General features: G+C 62.0%; 22 protein-coding genes. 10 read left to right on the forward strand and 12 right to left on the reverse strand.

Annotated elements, in window-relative coordinates:
- Positions 1-83: 83 nt before the first annotated feature.
- Together pdeM and GR183_RS13545 are read right to left on the reverse strand one after the other, a co-directional pair.
- A complete protein-coding gene (gene pdeM, locus GR183_RS13540; protein ID WP_160776171.1) occupies positions 84-755 on the reverse strand; it encodes a ligase-associated DNA damage response endonuclease PdeM in 672 nt (223 codons plus the stop codon).
- Positions 756-808: 53 nt separating this feature from the next.
- Positions 809-3325, reverse strand: a complete 2517-nt coding sequence (locus tag GR183_RS13545) for a ligase-associated DNA damage response DEXH box helicase (RefSeq protein WP_160776334.1) — start codon at positions 3323-3325, stop codon at positions 809-811.
- A gap of 194 nt (positions 3326-3519) precedes the next feature.
- On the opposite strand from GR183_RS13545, the gene GR183_RS13550 reads away from it, so the two are divergent.
- Entirely contained in the window at positions 3520-3777 is a 258-nt protein-coding gene (locus tag GR183_RS13550; RefSeq protein ID WP_244313734.1) for a DUF6460 domain-containing protein, read from the forward strand.
- 97 nt (positions 3778-3874) lie between these two features.
- Here GR183_RS13550 and GR183_RS13555 read toward each other — a convergent pair whose 3' ends face one another.
- A complete protein-coding gene (locus GR183_RS13555; RefSeq protein ID WP_160776335.1) occupies positions 3875-4777 on the reverse strand; it encodes a histone deacetylase family protein in 903 nt (300 codons plus the stop codon).
- Positions 4778-4999: 222 nt separating this feature from the next.
- Here GR183_RS13555 and GR183_RS13560 point away from each other — a divergent pair, with 222 nt between their 5' ends.
- A complete protein-coding gene (locus GR183_RS13560; RefSeq protein WP_160776173.1) occupies positions 5000-6370 on the forward strand; it encodes an MATE family efflux transporter in 1371 nt (456 codons plus the stop codon).
- Here the strand turns inward: GR183_RS13560 and GR183_RS13565 are convergent.
- From GR183_RS13565 to GR183_RS13585, 5 genes are all read right to left on the reverse strand, one after another.
- Entirely contained in the window at positions 6367-6906 is a 540-nt protein-coding gene (locus GR183_RS13565) for a GNAT family N-acetyltransferase (RefSeq protein ID WP_160776174.1), read from the reverse strand. The two genes, GR183_RS13560 and GR183_RS13565, sit on opposite strands and share 4 nt — an antisense overlap.
- A 189-nt stretch (positions 6907-7095) precedes the next feature.
- A complete protein-coding gene (gene choV / locus GR183_RS13570; protein WP_160776175.1) occupies positions 7096-8133 on the reverse strand; it encodes a choline ABC transporter ATP-binding protein in 1038 nt (345 codons plus the stop codon).
- Entirely contained in the window at positions 8130-8975 is an 846-nt protein-coding gene (gene choW / locus GR183_RS13575; protein ID WP_160776176.1) for a choline ABC transporter permease subunit, read from the reverse strand. Before choW ends, choV begins: the two co-directional genes overlap by 4 nt.
- 76 nt (positions 8976-9051) lie before the next feature.
- On the reverse strand, positions 9052-9999 hold the full coding sequence (locus tag GR183_RS13580; protein ID WP_160776177.1) for a choline ABC transporter substrate-binding protein: 948 nt from the start codon (positions 9997-9999) through the stop codon (positions 9052-9054).
- Positions 9996-10310, reverse strand: a complete 315-nt coding sequence (locus tag GR183_RS13585; RefSeq protein WP_160776178.1) for a hypothetical protein — start codon at positions 10308-10310, stop codon at positions 9996-9998. Before GR183_RS13585 ends, GR183_RS13580 begins: the two co-directional genes overlap by 4 nt.
- On the opposite strand from GR183_RS13585, the gene betI reads away from it, so the two are divergent.
- From betI to GR183_RS13605, 4 genes are all read left to right on the forward strand, one after another.
- On the forward strand, positions 10309-10887 hold the full coding sequence (gene betI, locus GR183_RS13590; RefSeq protein ID WP_160776179.1) for a transcriptional regulator BetI: 579 nt from the start codon (positions 10309-10311) through the stop codon (positions 10885-10887). The genes GR183_RS13585 and betI overlap by 2 nt on opposite strands.
- A gap of 5 nt (positions 10888-10892) precedes the next feature.
- Positions 10893-12560, forward strand: coding sequence for a choline dehydrogenase (gene betA / locus GR183_RS13595; protein ID WP_160776180.1), 1668 nt, complete (start codon positions 10893-10895; stop codon positions 12558-12560).
- Positions 12561-12664: 104 nt separating this feature from the next.
- On the forward strand, positions 12665-14128 hold the full coding sequence (gene betB, locus GR183_RS13600; protein ID WP_160776181.1) for a betaine-aldehyde dehydrogenase: 1464 nt from the start codon (positions 12665-12667) through the stop codon (positions 14126-14128).
- A 58-nt stretch (positions 14129-14186) separates the two neighbouring features.
- On the forward strand, positions 14187-14828 hold the full coding sequence (locus GR183_RS13605; protein WP_160776182.1) for a glutathione S-transferase family protein: 642 nt from the start codon (positions 14187-14189) through the stop codon (positions 14826-14828).
- Here GR183_RS13605 and GR183_RS13610 read toward each other — a convergent pair.
- Positions 14821-15420, reverse strand: a complete 600-nt coding sequence (locus GR183_RS13610) for a TetR/AcrR family transcriptional regulator (protein ID WP_160776183.1) — start codon at positions 15418-15420, stop codon at positions 14821-14823. The two genes, GR183_RS13605 and GR183_RS13610, sit on opposite strands and share 8 nt — an antisense overlap.
- Before the next feature lie 196 nt (positions 15421-15616).
- Here GR183_RS13610 and GR183_RS13615 point away from each other — a divergent pair, with 196 nt between their 5' ends.
- From GR183_RS13615 to GR183_RS13630, 4 genes are read left to right on the forward strand one after another with little or no spacing between them, the layout of a single operon-like run.
- Positions 15617-15937, forward strand: coding sequence for a hypothetical protein (locus tag GR183_RS13615; RefSeq protein WP_160776184.1), 321 nt, complete (start codon positions 15617-15619; stop codon positions 15935-15937).
- Entirely contained in the window at positions 15934-17574 is a 1641-nt protein-coding gene (locus GR183_RS13620; RefSeq protein ID WP_160776185.1) for a sodium:solute symporter family transporter, read from the forward strand. Before GR183_RS13615 ends, GR183_RS13620 begins: the two co-directional genes overlap by 4 nt.
- A 47-nt stretch (positions 17575-17621) precedes the next feature.
- Complete coding sequence (locus GR183_RS13625) at positions 17622-18074, forward strand: YIP1 family protein (protein ID WP_208999855.1); 453 nt, start codon at positions 17622-17624, stop codon at positions 18072-18074.
- A gap of 21 nt (positions 18075-18095) precedes the next feature.
- The gene (locus GR183_RS13630) at positions 18096-18833 is read left to right on the forward strand and encodes a haloacid dehalogenase type II (protein ID WP_160776187.1); all 738 of its coding nucleotides are present in this window, start codon (positions 18096-18098) and stop codon (positions 18831-18833) included.
- Positions 18834-18836: 3 nt separating this feature from the next.
- On the opposite strand, the gene arsC is transcribed toward GR183_RS13630, so the two are convergent.
- Genes arsC through GR183_RS13645 form a run of 3 tightly spaced genes read right to left on the reverse strand, consistent with a single transcriptional unit; the run spans position 18837 to position 20629 of the window.
- A complete protein-coding gene (gene arsC / locus GR183_RS13635) occupies positions 18837-19184 on the reverse strand; it encodes an arsenate reductase (glutaredoxin) (protein ID WP_160776188.1) in 348 nt (115 codons plus the stop codon).
- A 6-nt stretch (positions 19185-19190) separates the two neighbouring features.
- Complete coding sequence (locus tag GR183_RS13640; RefSeq protein ID WP_160776189.1) at positions 19191-20288, reverse strand: quinone-dependent dihydroorotate dehydrogenase; 1098 nt, start codon at positions 20286-20288, stop codon at positions 19191-19193.
- On the reverse strand, positions 20288-20629 hold the full coding sequence (locus tag GR183_RS13645; protein ID WP_160776190.1) for a DUF952 domain-containing protein: 342 nt from the start codon (positions 20627-20629) through the stop codon (positions 20288-20290). Before GR183_RS13645 ends, GR183_RS13640 begins: the two co-directional genes overlap by 1 nt.
- Positions 20630-20658: the final 29 nt, after the last annotated feature.

Genomic DNA, 20658 nt, shown 5'->3' on the forward strand with positions numbered 1-20658 from the left:
ACATCTGTTGCGGGCGAAGCCCGCTCATGTCCTGAGGAAATGTGCTGACTCGAGGGAGAAACGGCGCCTGGGGGAAGCCCCCCTCAATCCGCCAGCAGCTTCGAGGCCGTGAAGGGATAAAGCCGCCCGTCGCCGAGCAGGAAGGCGGAGAAGCGCTTTTCGATGAAAATTCCCGCCCATGCTTCATCGAGCACGTTCAGCCCGCCGGTCAGCACGCCGAAGGCCGGCAGCACCAGACGTTCGCCGTCGGTGGCGAAGCAGGGCCGGCGGATGGAGCGGCCGTAGCGGCGGATGCGCCCTGCCGGGTGCAGGTGGCCCGCCACTTCGGCAAAGCCCTCTGGCCCCGGCTTCGGCTCGTGCCGGAAGGTGAGGCCGGAAAGCCGCACTTCGTCCGCGGTCTCTCCGCACAACTTCAAAGGGGCGATCGGATCGTGATTGCCGGTCACCCAGATCCATTCGCGCCCAAGCTGCAGCGTGGTCAGCATGGCCCGGTAGGCAGCGGGCAGCCGGTCCGATCCGTGCCTGTCGTGGAAGCTGTCGCCAAGCGCGATCACCCGGTGCGGATCGAAGGCGTCGATAGCGAGCTTGAGCTTTTCGAGAGTCGCCGCCGTGTCGTAGGGCGGCAGCATGAGGCCGCGCCGGGCGAAGCTCGATGATTTTTCAAGGTGAAGGTCGGCAACCACAAGCGTGTGTTCGTCCGGCAGCCACAGCGCGCCGCTGTCGTGCAGGCCGACGAGCGCGCCGGCGATCGACATGTCATGACATACCGGCACGAATGGCCGTGCTTTCTTAGCGGCTGCGAAGCCCCTCACCCCATTGCCTCCCTGATCAGGTCGTCCGCCGCTTCGGCGAGCAAAACTTCCTGCGCCTCGCCGTAGACGGGCTCCCGGCCGATTTCCAGCATCACGGGAACCGCCAGCGGCGAGACTTTCTCAAGGGCAGTATGCGTGATTCGACCCTGAATACGTGTAAGAAGTTTGTTCAATCTAGAGATATCCAAAAGTCCTGTCGCCGCATCGTGCCATGTGGCCCGTAAAAGGATGTGGTCGGGCTCGTGAGAACGCAGAACATCGTAAATAAGATCGGATGAAACGGTGATCTGCCTGCCGGATTTCTCCTGTCCGGGATGGCGGCGCTCTATCAGCCCGGCAATGACGGCGCAAGCGCGGAAGGTGCGTTTCATCAGGCTGGATTCGGCAAGCCAGGCATCGAGATCGTCGCCCAGCATGTCCTCGTCAAAGAGTTCCCTTAAGGAAATTTGCCCAGAGGAAACTCGGTGCGACAAATCGCCCAGCCCCCACACCGCCAGTGCATAATCATTGGCGACGAAACCCATCGGTCTTGCGCCCGTTCGCTCCAGCCGCCGGGTCAGCAGCATGCCGAGGGTCTGATGCGCGAGCCTCCCGTCGAAGGGATAGCAGACGAGGTAGTGCTTGCCCGCGCGCGGGAACGTTTCGATCAGCAGTCCGTCGCGGCTTGGCAGCAGCGAGCGGGCTTTCTGGATTTCCAGCCATTCGCGCACCTGCCCCGGCAGGACGCTCCACGAACTGGGGTCGGACAGCGTCTGCCGCACGCGCTCGGCCAGATAGGTCGACAGCGGAAACTTGCCTCCCTGATAGGACGGGATCTGCGGGCTTTCGGCGCGCGAGCGCGAGACATAGACCTCGTTTTCGCGAATACCCTCGAAGCGCAGGATCTCGCCGCCGAAGATGAAAGTGTCGCCCGCCGTCAGTTGCTCGACGAACCATTCCTCGATCTGGCCAAGCATCCGCCCGCCCCGCCCGACCGGCGTGCGCCGCCCGTCCGCCTTGGAGCGTATCAGCCGCACCTTCAGCATCGGCGCCTCGACGATGGTGCCGACGTTAAGGCGGTATTGCTGGGCAAACTTCGGGTGCGCCACGCGCCATGTCCCGTCGGCGGTCTTCTTCAGCCGCGCATAGCGATCGTAAGTCCTGAGCGCATAGCCGCCGGTCGCCACGAAATCGACGACGCGCTCGAAGGTTTCCCAGTCAAGCTTGCGGTACGGTTCGGCGGAAATGATCTCGTCGTACAGGTCATCCGGCCTGAAGGGTGCCGCGCATGCCATGCCGAGCACATGCTGCGCCAGAACGTCGAGCGCGCCTTCGCGCAAGGGCGGCGTGTCCTGCGCGCCCTCTTTTGAGGCTTCGAGCGCCGCTTCGCATTCGATCACCTCGAAGCGGTTCGCCGGCACGAGGATCGCCTTTGACGGCTCGTCCATGCGGTGGTTCGCCCGGCCGATCCGCTGGGCAAGACGGCTTGCCCCCTTCGGCGCGCCGACGTTGACGACAAGGTCGATATCCCCCCAGTCGATGCCGAGGTCGAGCGATGATGTCGACACGATCGCCCGCAAGGATCCCGCCACCATCGCCGCTTCCACCTTGCGCCGCTGGCCGACATCGAGCGAGCCGTGATGCAACGCGATCGGCAGGTTGTCGTCGTTGATGCGCCAAAGCTCCTGAAACAGCATCTCCGCCTGGCTGCGCGTGTTGACGAAGACGAGCGTCATGCGGTGCTCTTTCAGCACCTCGTAAAGGTCGCCCAGCGCATATCGCGCCGAATGGCCGGACCACGGCAGGCGCTCGCCCGTTTCAAGGATCGTGATATCGGGCTCCGCTCCGCCGGCCACCGTTACAAGTTCGGAAAGGTGCCGTTCGTCCCCCTTTGGCTGGGCGACCAGATAGGCGCGCAGGTCGTCGGGCTCGGCAACTGTGGCCGACAGGCCGATGGTCTTGAGCTTCGGCGCGAGCTTTCTCAGCCTTGCAAGCCCGAGAGACAGCAGGTCGCCGCGCTTGGAGGTGACGAGCGCATGCAGCTCGTCGAGGATCACCGTATCGAGGTCGGCGAAAAGCCTTTCGCTCGCCGGATCGGACAGAAGCAGCGCGATCTGTTCCGGCGTCGTCAGCAGGATGTCGGGCGGCATCTGCTTCTGCCGCTGGCGCTTGTGGGAGGGCGTGTCGCCCGTGCGCGTCTCGATGCGGATCGGCAGCCCCATCTCGCTGACGGGCGCTTCCAGGTTTCTGGCAATGTCGACGGCAAGCGCCTTGAGTGGCGAGATATAAAGCGTGTGCACGCCCTGCCTGCCCGCCTCGCCGGGCTTTCGTTGGCCGCGTCTGGTCAGGTCGACAAGGCTCGGCAGAAATCCGGCAAGCGTCTTGCCGGCACCCGTCGGCGCGATCAGCAGCGTCGAGCAACCGGCTCCCGCCCGCTCCAGCAGGTCGAGCTGATGCGCCCTGGGGCTCCAGCCCCGGGCCTTGAACCAGTCCTGAAAAACCTTCGGCAGGGGCTCGTCGGCAGGCGCGTGCATGGGTTCAGAGATAGTCTCGATTTGCCGCCCGGTCGAGGTTCCATCGAACACCGCATTGCAATCGCTTGCCGGACCAGCCATTTAAAAAGCATGTCCCCCAGAAGTGGGCACCGGTTTTGGGACAAGGACATGCGAGCTTCGAATATCGCAAACGGCGAAACGGCAGGACACTTCAGGATATGGCGAACACGTCTTTGGATAAATTTCTCGGCGGCTCACCGGGGCGCGTTGTCCTCCGCCTCGTATTCCTGTCCTTCGCCGTCGGCGTCATCATGTCCGCGCTCAACCTCTACCCGCTCGACCTTCTGGAAGGCGTCGTCGATTTCGTGCGCGAGCTTTGGCGCACGGGCTTCGAGGCGCTTGGCCGCGTCGGCGAATATTTCGTCCTCGGCGCCATGGTCGTCGTGCCCGTCTGGGTGGTGCTCAGGCTTTTGAGCATGGGTAAACGCTGAGGGCCGCGATCACGAAGGACCTCATCCCGGACCAGTGAGGCGAAGCCGAACGCCGATCCGGGATCCAGCGCATCATTCGCGCGCAAGCGCGGCAATTTCAAACATACTCCCCCGCGACCCGATGCAATGTCGCGTGGCGCCGCGCAAGCCGGTCGATATCGGTGAGATATCCCCCTCCGATGACGCCCGCCAGCGGAAAGCCGGCATTGGCAACCGTTCGGATCACGAAGCGGTCACGCGCCTCCAGCCCTTCGTCGGAAAGCGCCAGCCGGCCGAGCCTGTCGTCCTCGTGCGGGTCGACGCCTGCGTTGAAAAACACGATATCGGGGCGGAACGTCCTCAGGATTTCAGGCAGGTTTTCGCCAAGAACGGCCAGATAAGCCTCATCGCCGGTCTTGTCGGGAAGTGCGATATCGAAGCTCGACGGCACTTTCCTCACCGGATAGTTCTTCTCCGCATGCATGGAAAAGGTGAAGACATCCCGGTCGCCTGCGAAAATCTCCGCCGTTCCGTCGCCCTGGTGCACGTCGAGGTCGACGACAAGCGCCCTTGAGATCAGTCCGCTTGCCTGCAATACCCTGACCGCGACCGCAACGTCGTTGAAAACGCAGAACCCCGCGCCGTGGCTCTTTCGCGCGTGGTGGCTGCCGCCCGCCGTGTTGCAGGCAATTCCATGCTCCAGCGCCAGCATCGCGGTCAGCACCGTTCCCGCAACCGCGCATCTGGCGCGCATGCCGACGGCTTCCGTCATCGGCAGGCCGATCTCGCGGGCGATCTTCGCAGGCACGTCGGATGAAAACACCTGATCCACGTAAGTGCGGTCATGGGCAAGCGACACCCACTCGGCGGGAGCAGGCGCGGGGATAAAATATCCGTCCTCCGCGACGATGCCGTCCTCGACCAGAATTTCGGCAACCCGCCTGAACTTGTTCATCGGGAATCGGTGCCCTTGCGGCAGTTCTGCCCGGAAGGCGGGATGGTGAACGATCGGCAACGGCATGGCGGTCACGATAGCCGCCTTGTCGCGGGACGGAAAACGAAATTGCTCATGACGCCTCGTCGGGGTTCTGAATCACCTTTGTTTCCCTTTTCGGGCACGAATTTGCCCCGTCCGGAATTTTCCTCGCGGCCTTTTGCGCCCATCTGAAACCTGCCTGAAACCGATTGACCGTTCGACATCTGTTCTATACGCAATTGCGGCCATTCCGATCAGGTTCGTTTCATGGATTCCGCAGCTTCCCCCCAAAGACCTTTCGACGTCACGAACCGCAGCGTTCTCATGATTGCGGTGCCAATGACGCTTGCCTACCTGTCGACGCCGATCCTCGGCCTTGTCGACACCGCCGTCATCGGCCAGTTGGGTAATGCGGCGCTCATCGGCGGCATCGCGCTCGGCGGCATCCTTTTCGACCTCGTCTTCACGACCTTCAATTTCCTGCGCTCCGGCACCACGGGCCTGACGGCGCAGGCCGTCGGTTCCGGTAACGCCTTGCAGGAACACGCGGTTTTCTTCCGCGCCAGCCTGCTTGCGATCGGCCTTGGGCTCGCCGTCGTCCTCCTTCGTGCACCGATATTGGAAACCGGGCTTCTCGCCATGGGCGGCAGCGCCGGGGTTCAGGCCGCGACCCGCGATTATTTCATGGTCCGCGCGCTTTCCGCGCCCTTCGCCCTCATGAATTACGCCATCCTCGGCTGGTTCATTGGCCGCGGGCAGGCTGGAACGGGGCTCGTTCTCCAGACGATCCTGAACGGCCTGAATATCGCCCTTTCCGTGCTTTTCGTCATCGGATTCGCCTGGGGCATCACAGGCGTCGCAGCGGCAACAGTCGTCAGCGAGACCGCCGCCTGCCTGATCGGTTCCACGCTCGTCGCCCGCGCCATGCGTGGCCGCCCATTGCCGACACTTGCGCAAGTCCTTGAAAAGGCTGAATTCCGGCGGATGATCGCGGTCAACCGCGATATCATGATCCGCTCGTTCACGCTGCTTTTCGCCTTCGCCTTCTTCACCGCACGCTCGGCGGCACAGGGCGATACGATCCTTGCCGCCAACGCGATTCTTGAGAAATTCTTCCTGATCGGCGGCTATTTCCTGGACGGTTTCGCCACCGCCGCAGAGCAGCTCTGCGGGCGCGCCATCGGCGCGCGCTATCGTCCGGCGTTCGACCGGGCGGTCAGGCTCACGCTTGTCTGGGGCTTCGTGCTGGCCGGGCTGGCGGCCGTTGTATTCTGGGGCGCGGGCGACGCCATCGTCGCATTTATCACGACGGCAGAGGATGTGCGGAAAATCGCGGGAGACTACCTCTTTTGGGCAGCACTCACGCCCGTTTTCGGCGTGCTCGCCTTCCAGATGGACGGTATTTTCATCGGCGCCACATGGTCGCGGGACATGAGGAACATGATGCTCATTTCGCTTGCCATATACCTTGCAAGCTATTTCGTCCTGTTCCCGCTTCTCGGCAACCACGGCCTCTGGCTGGCGCTGGAGATCTTCCTCGGCATTCGTGGCATTTCGCTCAGCTACATCTGCCGGATTCGCGCAGCCGAAACGTTCCCGGCCGTATCAGGCCACAGACCTTTGGAAAAGGCGGGTTAGGCGGGTTTGTCTATCCGCCAGAAACGGCAAACCTCTTCGCGATTGCGCGACGGCGTATAAACCAGCCGTTCTCCCACTTCCCTCATGCCGAGCTTTTTCAAGAGATGATGCGACACCGCGTTTTCCGGCTGGGCGCCTGCCTCGACCGCATTCGCGTCCAACCGCGAAAATGCCGCATCGACGGACGCTGCGGCAGCTTCGAATGCATAACCTTTTCCCTGCGCGTTCTCGGCAATCCAATATCCAAGCTCCAATACCCCTGCATCATTCTCGCTCTGCTCAAGCCTGAGCCAACCGATGATACCGCCGTCCGCCCTGGCGGTGATAACCATGGGCCAGATGCGAGCGTTCGCCGCGGCATCGAGCCTGCTTGAGATCAGCCTTTCCGCCCCCTCTGCCGTGAGCGGATAGGGCCAAGACGCGACCCAGCGGCTGATTTCGGGCGTGAGCAACTTTGCAAGCGCTTTAGCATCCTCAAGGCGGACGATACGTAAATGCAGGCGTTCGCTATCAATGGCGAAATCAGTGGAATTCATTCTTTTGGTTCAACTTTCAATGCCGAGCTTAATGGTTGTCGCGCTCTACCTTCCCGGCTCGTCATGCCCGAGCTTGACCCGGGCACCCAAGCCACTTCGAAGCTTTACTTCGATGTTCAATGGGTTGCCGGGTCGCGCCCGGCAATGACGATGGAGAGAACACAGCAGGTGGAAAGTCCGCCTGGCCGCTTACCGCAGGCAATCGAGGATTTCGCCATCACCGATAAGGCCGACCGGCGCCCCTGCCTCTTCCACGACGACCGGGGTTTCGCTGCCGCGTTTCAGGGCGATCACGTCGCGCACCGGGGTTTTGGCCTCGCAGCGCGGTGCCTCCTTAATGTTTGAAACCGCAGCCCCGTTCACCGGCTTCATGATGTCTCGCGCGCGAAGCACGTTGAGCGGGTTCATGTGTCCGACGAAATCCGCGACGTATTCCGTTGCAGGTTGCTGCACGATCTGCTGCGGCGTGCCAAGCTGGATGACGTGACCGCCTTCCATGATGGCGATGCGCGAGCCGATCTTCGCAGCCTCGTCAAGATCGTGGCTGACGAAGATGATCGTCTTGTTGAGCTGATCCTGAAGGGCCAGCAACTCGTCCTGCAGCCGGTCGCGGATCAGCGGATCGAGCGCGGAAAATGGCTCGTCCATCAAAAGGATCGGCGCATCGGTGGCAAACGCGCGGGCAAGGCCGACGCGCTGCTGCATGCCGCCCGAAAGCTCGTGCACGTATTTGTCGCCCCATTCGGCAAGGCCGACAAGCTCAAGCTGGTGGCCGACCTTTTCCGCCCGTTCCGCCTTGCCCATGCCGGAAAGCTCCAGCCCGAAGCCGACGTTTTCGCGAACCGTGCGCCACGGCAGAAGCGCGAACTGCTGGAAGACCATGGCGATGCGCGAGCGGCGAAGACGGCGCAGCCGCTCCGGGTCGCAGGTGGTGGGGTTCACCCATTCGCCGTTGTCACGCACCTCGACCGAGCCGCGGATGATCTTGTTGAGCCCGTTGACCCCACGCAGGAGCGTCGACTTGCCTGAGCCTGAAAGGCCCATCAGCACAATCACCTCGCCCTCGACGATATCGAAACTGGCGCCCGCGACACCGAGGATCTGGCCGGTTTCGGCCTGGATTTCGGCGCGCGTCCTGCCGGCATCGATCAACGGCAGCGCCGTTTGCGGCTTGTCGCCGAATACGATGTCGACATCCTTGAACCTGACAATCGCCTCGCCGCTCATGATCCTCCTCCGCTTTCCTTCGTACGGAAGAACCGGTCGAGCACGATGGCGATCAGGACGATCGATATGCCGACCTCGAAGCCTTGCGCGATATTCACGCTGTTGAGCGCGCGAAGGGTCGGCACGCCGAGACCGTCAGCACCGACGAGCGCGGCGATCACCACCATCGACAGCGACAGCATGATGGTCTGCGTCAGACCCGCCATGATCTGCGGCAGGGCGTAGGGAAGCTCCACCTTCCAAAGAAGCTGGGACTTCGTGGCGCCGAAAGCCTCGCCCGCCTCCAGAAGCTGTTTTGGCGTAGAGGAAACGCCAAGCTGGGTCAGGCGGATGGGGGCGGGAATGGCGAAGATCACCGTCGCGATCAGGCCCGGAACCATGCCCAGCCCGAAGAGAATGAGCGCGGGGATGAGGTAAACGAAGGTCGGGATCGTCTGCATCAGATCAAGAACCGGCCGCATGGCGGAAAAAAGCCTCGGCCTGTGAGCGGCGGCTACGCCGAGAGGTACGCCGACGATCATGCATACCGTCGTCGCGCCGATGACGAGCGCCAGCGTTTCCGTCGTCTCTTCCCAGTAGCCCTGGTTGATGATGAGAAGAAGGCTTCCCACCACGAAGGCCGTGAAGGCGACGGTGCGGTGGACGAGATAGCCGAGAGCGCCGGCAGCCACCACGACAACGAGGGGGTGCGGCGTCTGCAGGAGCCAGAGGATGGCGTCGATCATGGTCTCCAGCGCGACCGATATACCGTCGAACACCCAATAGGCGTTGTCGGTCAGCCAGTCGACGAAGGCGCGCGCCCAAGGCCCGATGGGAATCTTGTGGTCAGTCAGCCATTCCAAGGGAATGCCTCATGGGTTTTTATGAGTCAGGAAGCGAAACGCCGGGGAAGAACCCCGGCGCTTATTTGGCGGACAATCAGAGGCCGAGAGCCTGCTTGACGGCGGGAATCCCCTCGCCGCCGTCGAGGGTCTTCACACCGGCAAGCCATCCCTCGAAGGTGGCCGGCTGTTCCTTCAGCCATGCGGCGGCGGCCTTTTTCGGATCCTCGCCGTCATTCAGGATCGCGCCCATGATCTCGTTTTCCATCGAAAGCGTGAACTTGAGATTTTCCAGGAGCTTGCCGACGTTCGGGCATTCCTTGGTGTAGCCGGCACGAACGTTGGTGTAGACGGTCGCGCCGCCGTAGTTCGGGCCGAAGATGTCGTCGCCGCCGTCAAGATAGGCCATCTCGAAGCTGGCGTTCATCGGATGCGGCTCCCAGCCGAGGAAGACGATGTCCTCATCACGCTTGGTCGCGCGAGCGACCTGCGCCAGCATGCCCTGTTCGGAGCTTTCCACGACCTCGAAATCCTTCAGGTCGAAGGTATTCTGGTCGATCATGTCGATGATCAGGCGGTTGCCGTCATTGCCCGGTTCGATACCGTAGATCTTGCCGTCGAGATCGTCCTTGAACTTGGCGATGTCGGCGAAGGACTTGAGGCCTTTGTCGTAGGTGTATTTGGGAACGGCGAGGGTATACTTCGCTCCCTCAAGGTTCTCGCGCACCGTCTCGACAGAACCGTCCTCGCGGTAGGCCTTGATGTCGCCTTCCATCGTCGGCATCCAGTTGCCGAGGAAGACGTCGATATCCTTGTTCTTGAGCGAAGCGTAGGTGACAGGGACGGAAAGGATTTTCACGTCCGTCTCATAGCCGAGCGCATCGAGAACCACCGTGGTTGCGGCGGTGGTGGCGGTAATGTCGGTCCAGCCGACATCCGAGAAGCGGACCGTCTTGCACGATTCCGGATCGGCGGCGAAGGCGGGGCCCGAGGCGAGCCCGAACACCAGGGCGGCGGCGCCGAGTCCAAATTTGACAGTCTTCATGAAAGCTCCTCCTGAATTACGGATAGATTTTGGAGTGACGGATCACCGTCAGCCATTTGTTCCCCGGCGCGTGCAAGGTCGCGCCCTTGTTTTTTAATTTCATATTCCTGCCGGTTCGCCAGCCTGTTTTCGCGCAACCTGCGATGCAGGGCGCGACCTCCAGCGATGCGATCCGCGATCAATAAAATCACTTTTCGTTTGCTTTGGCAAATCTTCCCTGAAAACGGCTTTTTTTGTTGATTGAACAGCCAATCAAAATTATCTCTGGGCTCTGTTGGGTTTTTTGGAACGGAGCCTGGATCGGAGCGCATGCCAAGGATCGGAATGGAGAGCGAGCGGCGCAAAGCGCTGATCGACGCGACCGTGGCTACAATCCACGAGCGCGGCTTCTCCGACGCCACGATTTCGGAAATCGCCAAGCGCGCCGGCGTCTCCGGCGGGCTGGCGCACCACTATTTCGGATCGAAGGCGGGGCTGCTCAACGCGACGATGCGCGCACTCCTGACCGATCTTTCGCGGGAGACGCGGGAGCGCATGGCGAGCGCGAAAAACGCGCGAGAGAGAATCAGCGCCAGCATCGGCGCGAGCTTTGCCACGAATCAGTTCCAGCCGGCGCTGATTTCCGCTTGGCTCGCCTTCTACCTGCAAGCGCGCGTGGAACCGGAAACACGGCGGCTCCTGCACATTTACCACAGACGACTCGTGTCGAACCTCGCGCACGACTTCGCCAGCCTCCTGCCGCGCGACGAAGCCCGGCGCGCGGCGGAAGGAACGGCGGCGCTGATCGACGGGCTCTGGCTGCAGCGCGTCTTCGCCGACGGCCCGCCACAGCCGCGATCGGCAGTGCGCATGGTCGAGGACTACGTCGAAAGACAACTCGGGACCTGAACGAAATGGCTCAAGCCACATACATCATCGTCGGAGCGGGCTCCGCGGGTTGCGCTCTCGCCTATCGGCTCTCGGAAGACCCGGGAAACCGGGTGCTCGTGCTGGAGTTCGGCGGCACGGACGCCGGCCCCTTCATCCAGATGCCGGCGGCCCTCAGCTACCCGATGAACATGTCGCGCTATGACTGGGGCTTCGAAACCGAGCCCGAACCTCACCTGGGCGGACGCAGGCTCGCCACTCCGCGCGGCAAGGTCGTCGGCGGATCGTCCTCGATCAACGGCATGGTCTATGTGCGCGGCCACGCCTGCGACTACGACACATGGGCGGAAATGGGCGCCAGGGACTGGGACTATGCCCATGTGCTTCCCTATTTCCAGCGCATGGAAAGCGCGCATCACCCGCACCTTGACGAAGAGCCGGGCGTGCGCGGCGCGAACGGCCCGCTGCACATCACGCGCGGGACGAAATGGAATCCGCTTTACGCCGCTTTCGTGGAAGCCGGCAGACAGGCCGGATACGAGGCGACGCACGACTACAACGGGCTGAAGCAGGAAGGCTTCGGCGATATGGAAATGACGGTGTGGAAGGGCCGCCGCTGGTCGGCGGCGAACGCCTACCTGAAGCCGGCGCTCAAGCGCCCCAATGTGGAACTCGTCAAGGGTGCCTTCGTTACTCGAGTCCTTTTTGAGGGCAAGCGCGCCGTCGGCGTTGAATACGAGCGCGGCGGCAGGATCGAAACCGCCCATGCGGACGGTGAGGTGATCCTTGCCGCCTCCTCCATAAACTCGCCGCGCATCCTCATGCTTTCGGGCATCGGCGACGGCAAGGCTCTCTCCAGCCTCGGCATTCCGGTTATCGCCAACCGCCCCGGTGTCGGCAAGAACCTGCAGGACCATCTCGAGCTCTATATCCAGCAGGCGTGCTCGCAGCCGATCACGCTCTACAAGCACTGGAACCTCGTCTCAAAAGGCATGATCGGCCTGCAATGGCTGCTTCAGGGCAAGGGGCTTGGTGCCTCGAACCACTTCGAGGCCTGTGCCTTCATCCGCTCGAAAGCGGGCGTGAAATACCCCGACATCCAATACCATTTCCTGCCATTCGCCGTGCGCTACGACGGCAAGGCGGCGGCCGAAGGCCACGGCTTCCAGGCGCATGTCGGGCCGATGCGCTCCAAATCGCGCGGACGCATCACCCTCACCTCGCCCGACCCGAAGGCAAATCCCTCGATCCTCTTCAACTACATGTCGCATCCTGACGATTGGGAAGACTTCAGGACGGCGATCCGCCTGACGCGGGAAATTTTCGGGCAAGATGCCTTCGCGCCGTATCGGGGCGAGGAAATCCAGCCGGGAGAAGCGGTGCGGAGCGACAAAGAACTGGACGCCTTCATCCGCGAACACGCGGAAAGCGCCTATCACCCTTGCGGGACCTGCCGGATGGGGGCTGCCGCCGATCCGAATGCGGTCGTCGACCCGGAAGGCCGGGTAATCGGCGTCGAAGGTCTTCGCGTCGCCGACAGTTCGATCTTCCCGCAGATCACCAACGGCAACCTGAACGGCCCATCGATCCTCACGGGCGAAAAGATGTCCGATCATATCCTGGGTCGTACGCCCCTGCCGCCTTCCAACCAGGAGGCATGGATCCACCCCGACTGGGAAACGGCCCAGCGCTGAAACCGTAGCTCCCCCGCCGATTGAACGCCTCAGCGGCGGAGCGTACCCTTTCTAACCTTCTTTCGGGATCGCCAGATATCCCGCGCCTCAAGAGGACCATGCCGATGCGCGCCCAGCCGACCGCCTCGCACTACATCAATGGCGAATACATCGACGATGAAAGCGGCGCACCGCTGGAAAGCCGCTATCCGGCAACGGGCGAAGTGATAGCGACGCTGAACGTAGCGACGCACGCCACGATCAACGCAGCCGTTGCCGCCGCACGCAGGGGCTTCAAGGTCTGGTCCGCCACGCCTCCGGCGGAGCGAGGCCAAGTGCTGCTCCGCGCAGCGCAAATCCTGCGCGAGAAAAACCGCGAACTTTCGGAACTCGAAACGCTCGACACCGGCAAGCCCTTGCAGGAAACGCTGGTGGCCGATGCCGCCTCCGGCGCCGACTGCCTTGATTATTTCGGCGGTCTCACCCGAACGCTGACCGGAGAGCATATCGACCTTGGCGGCTCCTTCGCCTATACGCGCCGCGAGCCTCTTGGCGTCGTCGCCGCGATCGGCGCCTGGAACTATCCGATCCAGATCGCCTGCTGGAAAGCGGCTCCCGCTCTTGCCTGCGGCAACTCCGTTGTCTTCAAGCCCTCGGAACTCACCCCGCTATCAGCCCTCAAGCTTGCCGAAGCCCTGAGCGAAGCCGGACTTCCCGAGGGCGTCTTCAACGTGATCCAGGGCCTCGGCGAGACGGGCGCGCATCTGGTCTCGCACCCCGATGTCGCGAAGGTTTCGCTGACAGGCTCCGTGCCGACCGGCATCAGGGTCGCCGAAGCAGCGGCGAAGACACTCAAGCACGTGACGCTGGAACTTGGCGGCAAGTCACCGCTGATCATTTTCGACGATGCGGATGTGGAGAACGCCGTCTCTGCGGCGATCAACGCGAACTTCTATTCCACGGGGCAAATTTGCTCCAACGGCACGCGCGTCTTCGTGCAAAAGGGCATCAAGGACGCCTTCCTGAAGCGGCTTGCCGAACGCACGGCCCTGGCCCGGCTGGGCGATCCGCTGGATGAGGAAACGCACATCGGCCCGCTTGTCTCCGAAAGCCAGATGGACAAGGTGCTTTCCTATATGAAGCTGGGCGCCGAAGAAGGCGCACGGCTTGTTTGCGGCGGCGGCCGGGCGGAGGTTCAAGGTTTTGCCGAGGGGCTTTTCGTGGAACCGACCGTGTTTGCCGATGTCGCCGACCACATGCGGATCGCGCGTGAGGAAATCTTCGGACCCGTCATGTGCGTGCTCGACTTCGATACGGAAGATGAGGCGGTCGCCCGCGCCAACGCCACCGAGTTCGGCCTGGCAGCCGGCGTGTTCACCGGCAATCTTGCGCGGGGGCACCGCGTGGTCGCCGCCCTTCACGCCGGCACCTGCTGGATCAACACCTACAACCTCACCCCTATCGAAATGCCCTTCGGCGGCTACAAGCATTCGGGCTTCGGCCGCGAGAACGGCCATGCGGCCATCGAGCACTACAGCCAGATCAAGTCGGTCTACGTGGAGCTTGGGAATGTTGAGAGTGCTTATTAAGAACCAGGCATTACGATCTGAAAACACGTATTGATTTTTCTCGATTCCAGGATTGCCAATGCTGACGATTTGGGGACGCAAGACTTCATCCAACGTCCAGGCGGCGATGTGGTGCGTCGCGGAGCTTGGACTGCCCTTCACACGCCATGATGTGGGCCACAAATACGGCGGAAACGATACGCCCGAATTCCTGACGATGAACCCGAACGGAACCGTTCCCGTTCTTCAGGACGGGGATGGCGAGCCCATTTGGGAGACTGGCGCGATCCTGCGGCATCTCGCCAATCGATACGCGCCAGCGCCGTTCTGGCCGTCAGAGCTTGAAGCGCGAACGCAGATCGACAAATGGACCGAGTGGGCCAAGATCAACATTGCCGCCGGCTTCACAGTACCGATCTTCTGGCAGGTGGTGCGCACCGCGCCGAAGGACAGGAACGAAGCCGCAATCAAACGAGGCATCGATGCACTGGGCAAGAAGCTCGATATCGCCGAAGCACGCCTTGCCTCCCATGCCTTTCTGGCCGGAGACGACTTCACGCTTGCCGACATCCAGTTCGCGCATGTTCTTTTCCGCTATTTCGACATTGAAATCGACCGCCCGCAGCACCCCTCACTGCGGCGCTACTACGACAGGATGACGGAACGCCCGGCATTCAGGGAGCATGTCATGGTGTCATACGAGGACCTGCGGGTCACCTGACGAAATCTTCTTCCAATGAGGCGATGGGCAACATCGCAGCATCGACAATCCCCTGAAGCGCCCGCCGGTCGGGCGCGGTCTTCGCCAGGACGTTGAGCCCCTGTGCGACGCAGACGAGGTAGCGTGCGAAATCCGCCGGCTCAAGATGCCCGGGAAGGCTTGCCCTGTCTCGCTCCAGCGCTTTGCGAAAGGCCGCTTCCAGTTTGTCGAAATGCTCTTTCATGATCGCCTGGACGGCGTCATCCCGGTCAGCCAATTCCATGAAGGAATTGGTGCCGAAACACCCCCATTGCCGGCGGCCCGCGACGATGCCGTCCATCAGGTAATCGAAATAGGCGCGGATGCCTTCCCGCCCGCTGGGGGCCGCTGCAATCAGGTCGATACCCTCGCGCGTCACGTCATCAAGATAAAGGCCGATGGCGGCAAGGAATAGATCGCGCTTGTTGCCGTAAGCCGCGTAGACGCTGCCGGGGTTAAGCCCCATGGCGGCACAGATCTCCTGCATTCCGGCGCCCGTAAAGCCGCGCTGCCAGAACACCTCCAATGCGCCAGCGAGCGCCTCTTCTTCATCGAATTCGCGATGGCGAGCCATATCCTGCGATACCGCAAATGAAATTCGCTTGCAAGGCAAAGCGTTACCCAAGGTTTCGTTGCCAGCCCTGCAATTCTTGAATTGACATTCAAAATTTTTCATGAATTCTCATTCAAGAATGCGAGAGCGGCATGAGGCAGGGAGGAAAATACGCCGCCGCTCCCGCAGGAAAAAACCTCTTCCTGGGAGTGAAACAATGAACGCCTACAAGAAGGAGTGGACGTCGACGCTCGTTTTCGGCGCACTCTACGTCGTTCTCGCGCATACCGGCCTGTTCGCCATCGCGTTCGGTGTCGACAACGACACCCGCGTACTCGGCTTTCCGCTGCACTACTTCATCGCGATAGTCCTCGGCTCCGCCGGCATCCTGGCCGTATCCATCGTCTGGAACCGCTACGCCGACCAGTTGGAAAGCGAGATCGAGGCGGAAAACAACAAGACAGCGCCTGAGGCCGCATCCGCGACCGGCGCGCTCGCAGCCGCGAACGGCTTCGCCCGGGAAGGAGCGCAGTCATGAGCGAAGCCGACTGGCAGATCCAGAATATCTGGCTGGGCATGGGGATCACGCTTGCGGTCTTCGCGCTCTACTACATCGTCGCCGTCATCTCCAACAAGAAGACGCATACCTCGGCAGACCTTTATCTGGCCGGCAGATCGATCGGGCCGGTGGTGAATTCGCTCGCTGCCGCCTCCACCTGGATGAGTGTCGCCACCTTCCTCGGCGTCGTCGCCCTTATCCAGCAACTGCACCTGCCCTTCGTCTACATGTGGATCCAGCTCATCCTGAGCGTGCCTCTGCTGGTGCTGCTTTACGGCGCATCGCTCTGGCGGTCCGGGGTCTACACATCCGTTCACTTCGTGCAGATGCGTTACGGGCGCTCCGCCGGATATCTCGCCGCCGTGTGGATGCTGCTCATCATGCTCATGTACATGATCGGCCAGTTCATCGGCATCGCGAAGGTATTCGAGGTTCTTCTCGGCCTTCCCTACACGCCCTCGCTCATAATTTCCGCGCTGGTGATCACCGGCTATATCACCGTCGGCGGCATGAAGGGCGCCACCTACAACGACGCGATCCAGATGGTGATCATGATGGTCGCCCTGCTCGTGCCGCTGGCCGCGATCCTCAAACAGATGGGTGTCGCCGGATACTGGTTCCCGCCGCTCGGCTACGGCGACCTGACGGATGTTCTTCTGGAACGCCTCCCGACGTTCTTCGACCTCAAGTACGAACCTCGCTTTTACCTGGCGCTGTTCGTCGCGCTGACGCTTGGCACGCTCGGCCTGCCGCAGCTTGCCCAGCGGGTCCTGACATCGTCGAGCATCCGCACCGCGCGCCGCGTCGTGCCGTGGTTCTGCCTCTGGGTGGGACTGATGTTCCTCGGCACCTATGCCATGGGCTTTGCCGGCGTCTACCACTTCGCCTCGATCGGCGAGACGCTGACACCGGAAGCCGCCGACAAGACGACGCTCCTGCTCAATCTCGCCTACAACCCGGAATGGGTGAGCGCCTTCGTGATCGCAGGCGTTCTGGCGGCAGGCGTTTCCACGATCGCCGGCCTCATGATCGGCATCGCAACGGTCGTCGGCCATGACATCGTCGGCAGCTTCAAGCCCGAAATGCCCGAAATCAAGAAGCTGCGCTGGGGCTACGTCGCGCTTGCGGGAACGGGTGTGGTCTCCATGCTCGTCTCACTCGATCCTCCGGCGTTCCTGATCACCAGCATCTTCTGGGCGTTCGGCCTTTGCGCGACCGCCGTAACCCCGATGGTGGTGCTCGGTGTCTGGTCGACGCGGATCAACTTCTGGGGCGCGATCTTCGGCAGCACCGTTTCCGGCCTGCTCTACATAGCCCTGTCGCCATATGTGTTTCCCGACTTCTCGATCGGCAGCGGGCTGATCGCCAAGCTCGGTTACTCGGTGGCGCTGATCACGGTGCCGGTCGGTTTCATCCTGACGATCCTCGGATCGCTCGCCGCCGAACGCGCATTCGCCGGCGTCGCCGCGGGCGAACTGTCACGCGCCCAGGCGATGGTGGAAGGCATGCACGGCTGGGCGACCGTCACACGCGAGCGCTACAACGGCGTGCAGTGGCTCCTGATCCTCTGCGCGCTTTGGGTGCCGGTCCTGATTTGGGGCCTGCAGCCGTGGTAGGCTCAGCAGCCGGACAAACAGGCTTCCGGGGGCTCACCGCCCTCGGAATGCCGGTTACCGGGCTGATGTGGAGCACAGGCGTCTTTCTCGGGCGATCAGACGACATAGGCGGGCTGGACATACCCTTGGCCCAGGCCTTTGCGGTTGTCACCGTCGGCGGACTTTCGCAGACATTGGCTATATGGTTCGGCCTGGCCGCCGTAACCTGGGCGATGACGCGCCTCTTCGGTGCTAGGATCGGTTTTCCGAAGCTTCTTGCGGTCTATTCCGCAGCAGCCGCGCCGCTGTGGGTGGCGGCACCCGCCGCCGCCCTTCACCTCAGCAGCGAGATCGTTCCGCGGGAACCGACACTGATCGTCGCCATCGCCGGTGTCGCGCTCTTTTTCTGGAAACTGTCGGAAAGCCTTGCCATGGCCTGCGACTGGACAAGGCTCAGAGCCTGCGGCGCCCTCATCTGCACGGGCGTCTTCATGGCCAGTTTCATCTCACTTTATGCATAGACAACAACCGGGAGCATCCCAATGACCATCAAAGCCATCGTCTTCGACGCCTATGGAACGCTCTATGACGTTCAGTCGGTATCGTCGATCACCGAGGAAAAGTTTCCGGGAAAGGGCGAGCTGATCACGCAGGTGTGGCGGCTTAAGCAGCTTGAATACACCTGGCTGCGTTCGCAGATGGGCGCTTTCCACGACTTCTGGGCCGTTTCGCAGGAATCGCTTGCCTATACGCTCGACTGCATCGGCATTCCCTATGAGAAAGCGGTCTTCGAGGAGATCATGGCGAAATACCGCCATCTCGACCCATATGCGGACAGCATCAGCGCGCTTGAAGCGCTGAAGGGGAAACAGCGGGCGATCCTTTCCAACGGCAGCCAGGACATGCTGGACGACCTGATCCGCAACACCGGGCTCAACGCTCACCTGGAGGCTTGCGTCAGCGTAGACGCCGTTCAGATCTTCAAGCCGAACAACAAGGCCTACGAGTTGATCGAGGACAAGCTCGGTGTGAAGCCGGAAGAGGTGCTCTTCGTCTCCTCGAACGCCTTCGATGCCTGCGGAGCAAAGAACTTCGGCCTCAAGGTAGCCTGGATCGAAAGGGTTACGGCGGAAGCGCTGAGAGCCGAGATCGCCGGCCTCGACAAGGCGGGCCCGACTACGATGTTCAAGATCCTGCGCATGCGCATGGAGCACTTCGGCATGGATCCGGATTATCGGCTTTCCTCGCTCAACGAACTGGCAGGCATCGTGAACGGCTGAAGCTTAAAGGATATCCAAGACGGCTTCCGGCGGGCGACCAAGCATGGCTTTCCCGCCGGAAAAGACGACGGGGCGCTCTATCAGGATCGGGTTCGCAGCCATCGCTGCGACGAGAATGTCCGGGTTGGTAACCTCGGCGAGCTCCATCTCCTTGTAGAGCGCCTCGCCCGTACGCATGAGCTTGCGCGGATCGTTGAAACCGAGCGCATAGAGAGCGGAACGAATATCCGCTTCGTTCGGCGTATCCTTCAGATATTCGCGCACATGCGGATGCGCGCCTTTTTCTTCCAGAAGCGCAAGTGTTTCCCGCGACTTGGAGCAGCGCGGATTGTGCCAGATCGTTACCGTCATTTTCGTTTAGTCCTCCCGCACATCGGCCCAGGCATCCACATTGGCGCCCACGGCTTCGGAAATATGACCAAGTCCGTTTGAATCGAGCTGCTTCGACAGATGCGACAGAATGCGCCTCACAAGGCCCGGCCCCTCGTAGACGAGGCCCGTATAAAGCTGGATCAGCGTTGCTCCGGCGGCGATCTTCGTCCACGCGGTTTCGGGACTGTCGATACCTCCAACGCCGATGATCGGTAGCTGCGGGCCTACAAGTTTGCGCATGCGGGCAAGGGCGATCGTCGATTTGCGAAAAAGCGGCCTGCCGGATAGCCCGCCGGCCTCCTTGGCCGTCGCGCTGTCCTTCAAATGATCGCGCGAGATCGTGGTATTGGAGACGATGAGACCGTCGACCTTGGCGGCAAGAACTTCTTCCGCGATCTCTTCCATGGCCTTGTCGTCGATATCCGGCGCGATCTTCAGGAAAACCGGCACCTTGCGTCCGACACGCTCAGAGGCATCGTCGCGCGCATGGAGCGACCGCTTCAGGAGATCGCGCAGCGCGTCGCGCGCCTGAAGGTCCCGCAGGCCCGGCGTGTTGGGAGAGGAAATGTTGACCGTGAAATAAGAGGCAAGGTCCGCAAAAGCCTCGATGCCGGCGACATAGTCGGCGATGCGGTCCCCGGCATCCTTGTTCGCTCCGACATTGACCCCGACGATGCCGCCGCGATGACGGCGCGCCTCGAGCCGGGCTCGCATCGCCGCATGGCCTTCGTTGTTGAAGCCGTAGCGATTTATGACCCCGTGATCGGCGGGAAGCCGGAAGACGCGCGGGCGCGGGTTCCCGGTTTGCGCCCTCGGCGTGACGGTGCCGACCTCGGCGAAGCCGAAGCCGAGACGAAGGACCGCATCGGGAACTTCGCCGTTCTTGTCGAAACCTGCGGCAAGCCCGAGCGGATTGGGAAAAGTCAAATCGAAGAGTTTGACCGCGAGCCTGCCGTCCGCCGCCGGCTCGCATGCCGGAAACAATCCGGAGGACAGCGCCTTGATCGTAAGCCCGTGCGCCGTTTCCGGATCCATGGAAAAAAGCGCCTTGCGGGCGAGGCCATCTACCAGCGACAGGACCATCAAAGCCCCTCCGGGAAGACATGCACTCCCCCAGGCCCGAGCGGAAGGTCGTTCACCCATCCGACCTTGGCAAGGTCCAGCGAGGCATAGAGATGCGGGAAAAGCGCACCCCCGCGCGATACTTCCCACTTCAAAGCGTCACCCAGCTTTTCCGCTTCCACGCCGACGAGCAGAAGGCCCGATTGCCCGCCAAAATGCTTTGCGGCGGTTTCGCGAACCTGATCGGCCGATGAAAAATGGATGAAGCCGTCGGCTTGATCGACCGGAGCCCCGTCGAACCGCCCCGCGCTTTGCGCCTCGGCCCATTGGGTGCTCGTGACGATCTTGTAGATGATTGCCATGATGATCCGCTCCACTCGCTCTGGCGAGC

It is taken from the genome of Stappia sediminis, from assembly GCF_009826895.1.
In the GTDB taxonomy this organism is placed as follows: Bacteria; Pseudomonadota; Alphaproteobacteria; order Rhizobiales; family Stappiaceae; genus Hongsoonwoonella; species Hongsoonwoonella sediminis.

Coding starts and splice junctions, on each gene's coding strand:
- pdeM (WP_160776171.1), bottom strand. CDS start 755: ATGTCGATCGCCGGCGCGCTCGTCGGCCTGCACGACAGCGGCGCGCTG.
- GR183_RS13545 (WP_160776334.1), bottom strand. CDS start 3,325: ATGCACGCGCCTGCCGACGAGCCCCTGCCGAAGGTTTTTCAGGACTGG.
- GR183_RS13555 (WP_160776335.1), bottom strand. CDS start 4,777: ATGCCGTTGCCGATCGTTCACCATCCCGCCTTCCGGGCAGAACTGCCG.
- GR183_RS13560 (WP_160776173.1), top strand. CDS start 5,000: ATGGATTCCGCAGCTTCCCCCCAAAGACCTTTCGACGTCACGAACCGC.
- GR183_RS13565 (WP_160776174.1), bottom strand. CDS start 6,906: ATGAATTCCACTGATTTCGCCATTGATAGCGAACGCCTGCATTTACGT.
- choV (WP_160776175.1), bottom strand. CDS start 8,133: ATGAGCGGCGAGGCGATTGTCAGGTTCAAGGATGTCGACATCGTATTC.
- GR183_RS13580 (WP_160776177.1), bottom strand. CDS start 9,999: ATGAAGACTGTCAAATTTGGACTCGGCGCCGCCGCCCTGGTGTTCGGG.
- betI (WP_160776179.1), top strand. CDS start 10,309: ATGCCAAGGATCGGAATGGAGAGCGAGCGGCGCAAAGCGCTGATCGAC.
- GR183_RS13585 (WP_160776178.1), bottom strand. CDS start 10,310: ATGCGCTCCGATCCAGGCTCCGTTCCAAAAAACCCAACAGAGCCCAGA.
- betA (WP_160776180.1), top strand. CDS start 10,893: ATGGCTCAAGCCACATACATCATCGTCGGAGCGGGCTCCGCGGGTTGC.
- betB (WP_160776181.1), top strand. CDS start 12,665: ATGCGCGCCCAGCCGACCGCCTCGCACTACATCAATGGCGAATACATC.
- GR183_RS13605 (WP_160776182.1), top strand. CDS start 14,187: ATGCTGACGATTTGGGGACGCAAGACTTCATCCAACGTCCAGGCGGCG.
- GR183_RS13610 (WP_160776183.1), bottom strand. CDS start 15,420: ATGGCTCGCCATCGCGAATTCGATGAAGAAGAGGCGCTCGCTGGCGCA.
- GR183_RS13615 (WP_160776184.1), top strand. CDS start 15,617: ATGAACGCCTACAAGAAGGAGTGGACGTCGACGCTCGTTTTCGGCGCA.
- GR183_RS13620 (WP_160776185.1), top strand. CDS start 15,934: ATGAGCGAAGCCGACTGGCAGATCCAGAATATCTGGCTGGGCATGGGG.
- GR183_RS13625 (WP_208999855.1), top strand. CDS start 17,622: ATGCCGGTTACCGGGCTGATGTGGAGCACAGGCGTCTTTCTCGGGCGA.
- GR183_RS13630 (WP_160776187.1), top strand. CDS start 18,096: ATGACCATCAAAGCCATCGTCTTCGACGCCTATGGAACGCTCTATGAC.
- arsC (WP_160776188.1), bottom strand. CDS start 19,184: ATGACGGTAACGATCTGGCACAATCCGCGCTGCTCCAAGTCGCGGGAA.
- GR183_RS13640 (WP_160776189.1), bottom strand. CDS start 20,288: ATGGTCCTGTCGCTGGTAGATGGCCTCGCCCGCAAGGCGCTTTTTTCC.
- GR183_RS13645 (WP_160776190.1), bottom strand. CDS start 20,629: ATGGCAATCATCTACAAGATCGTCACGAGCACCCAATGGGCCGAGGCG.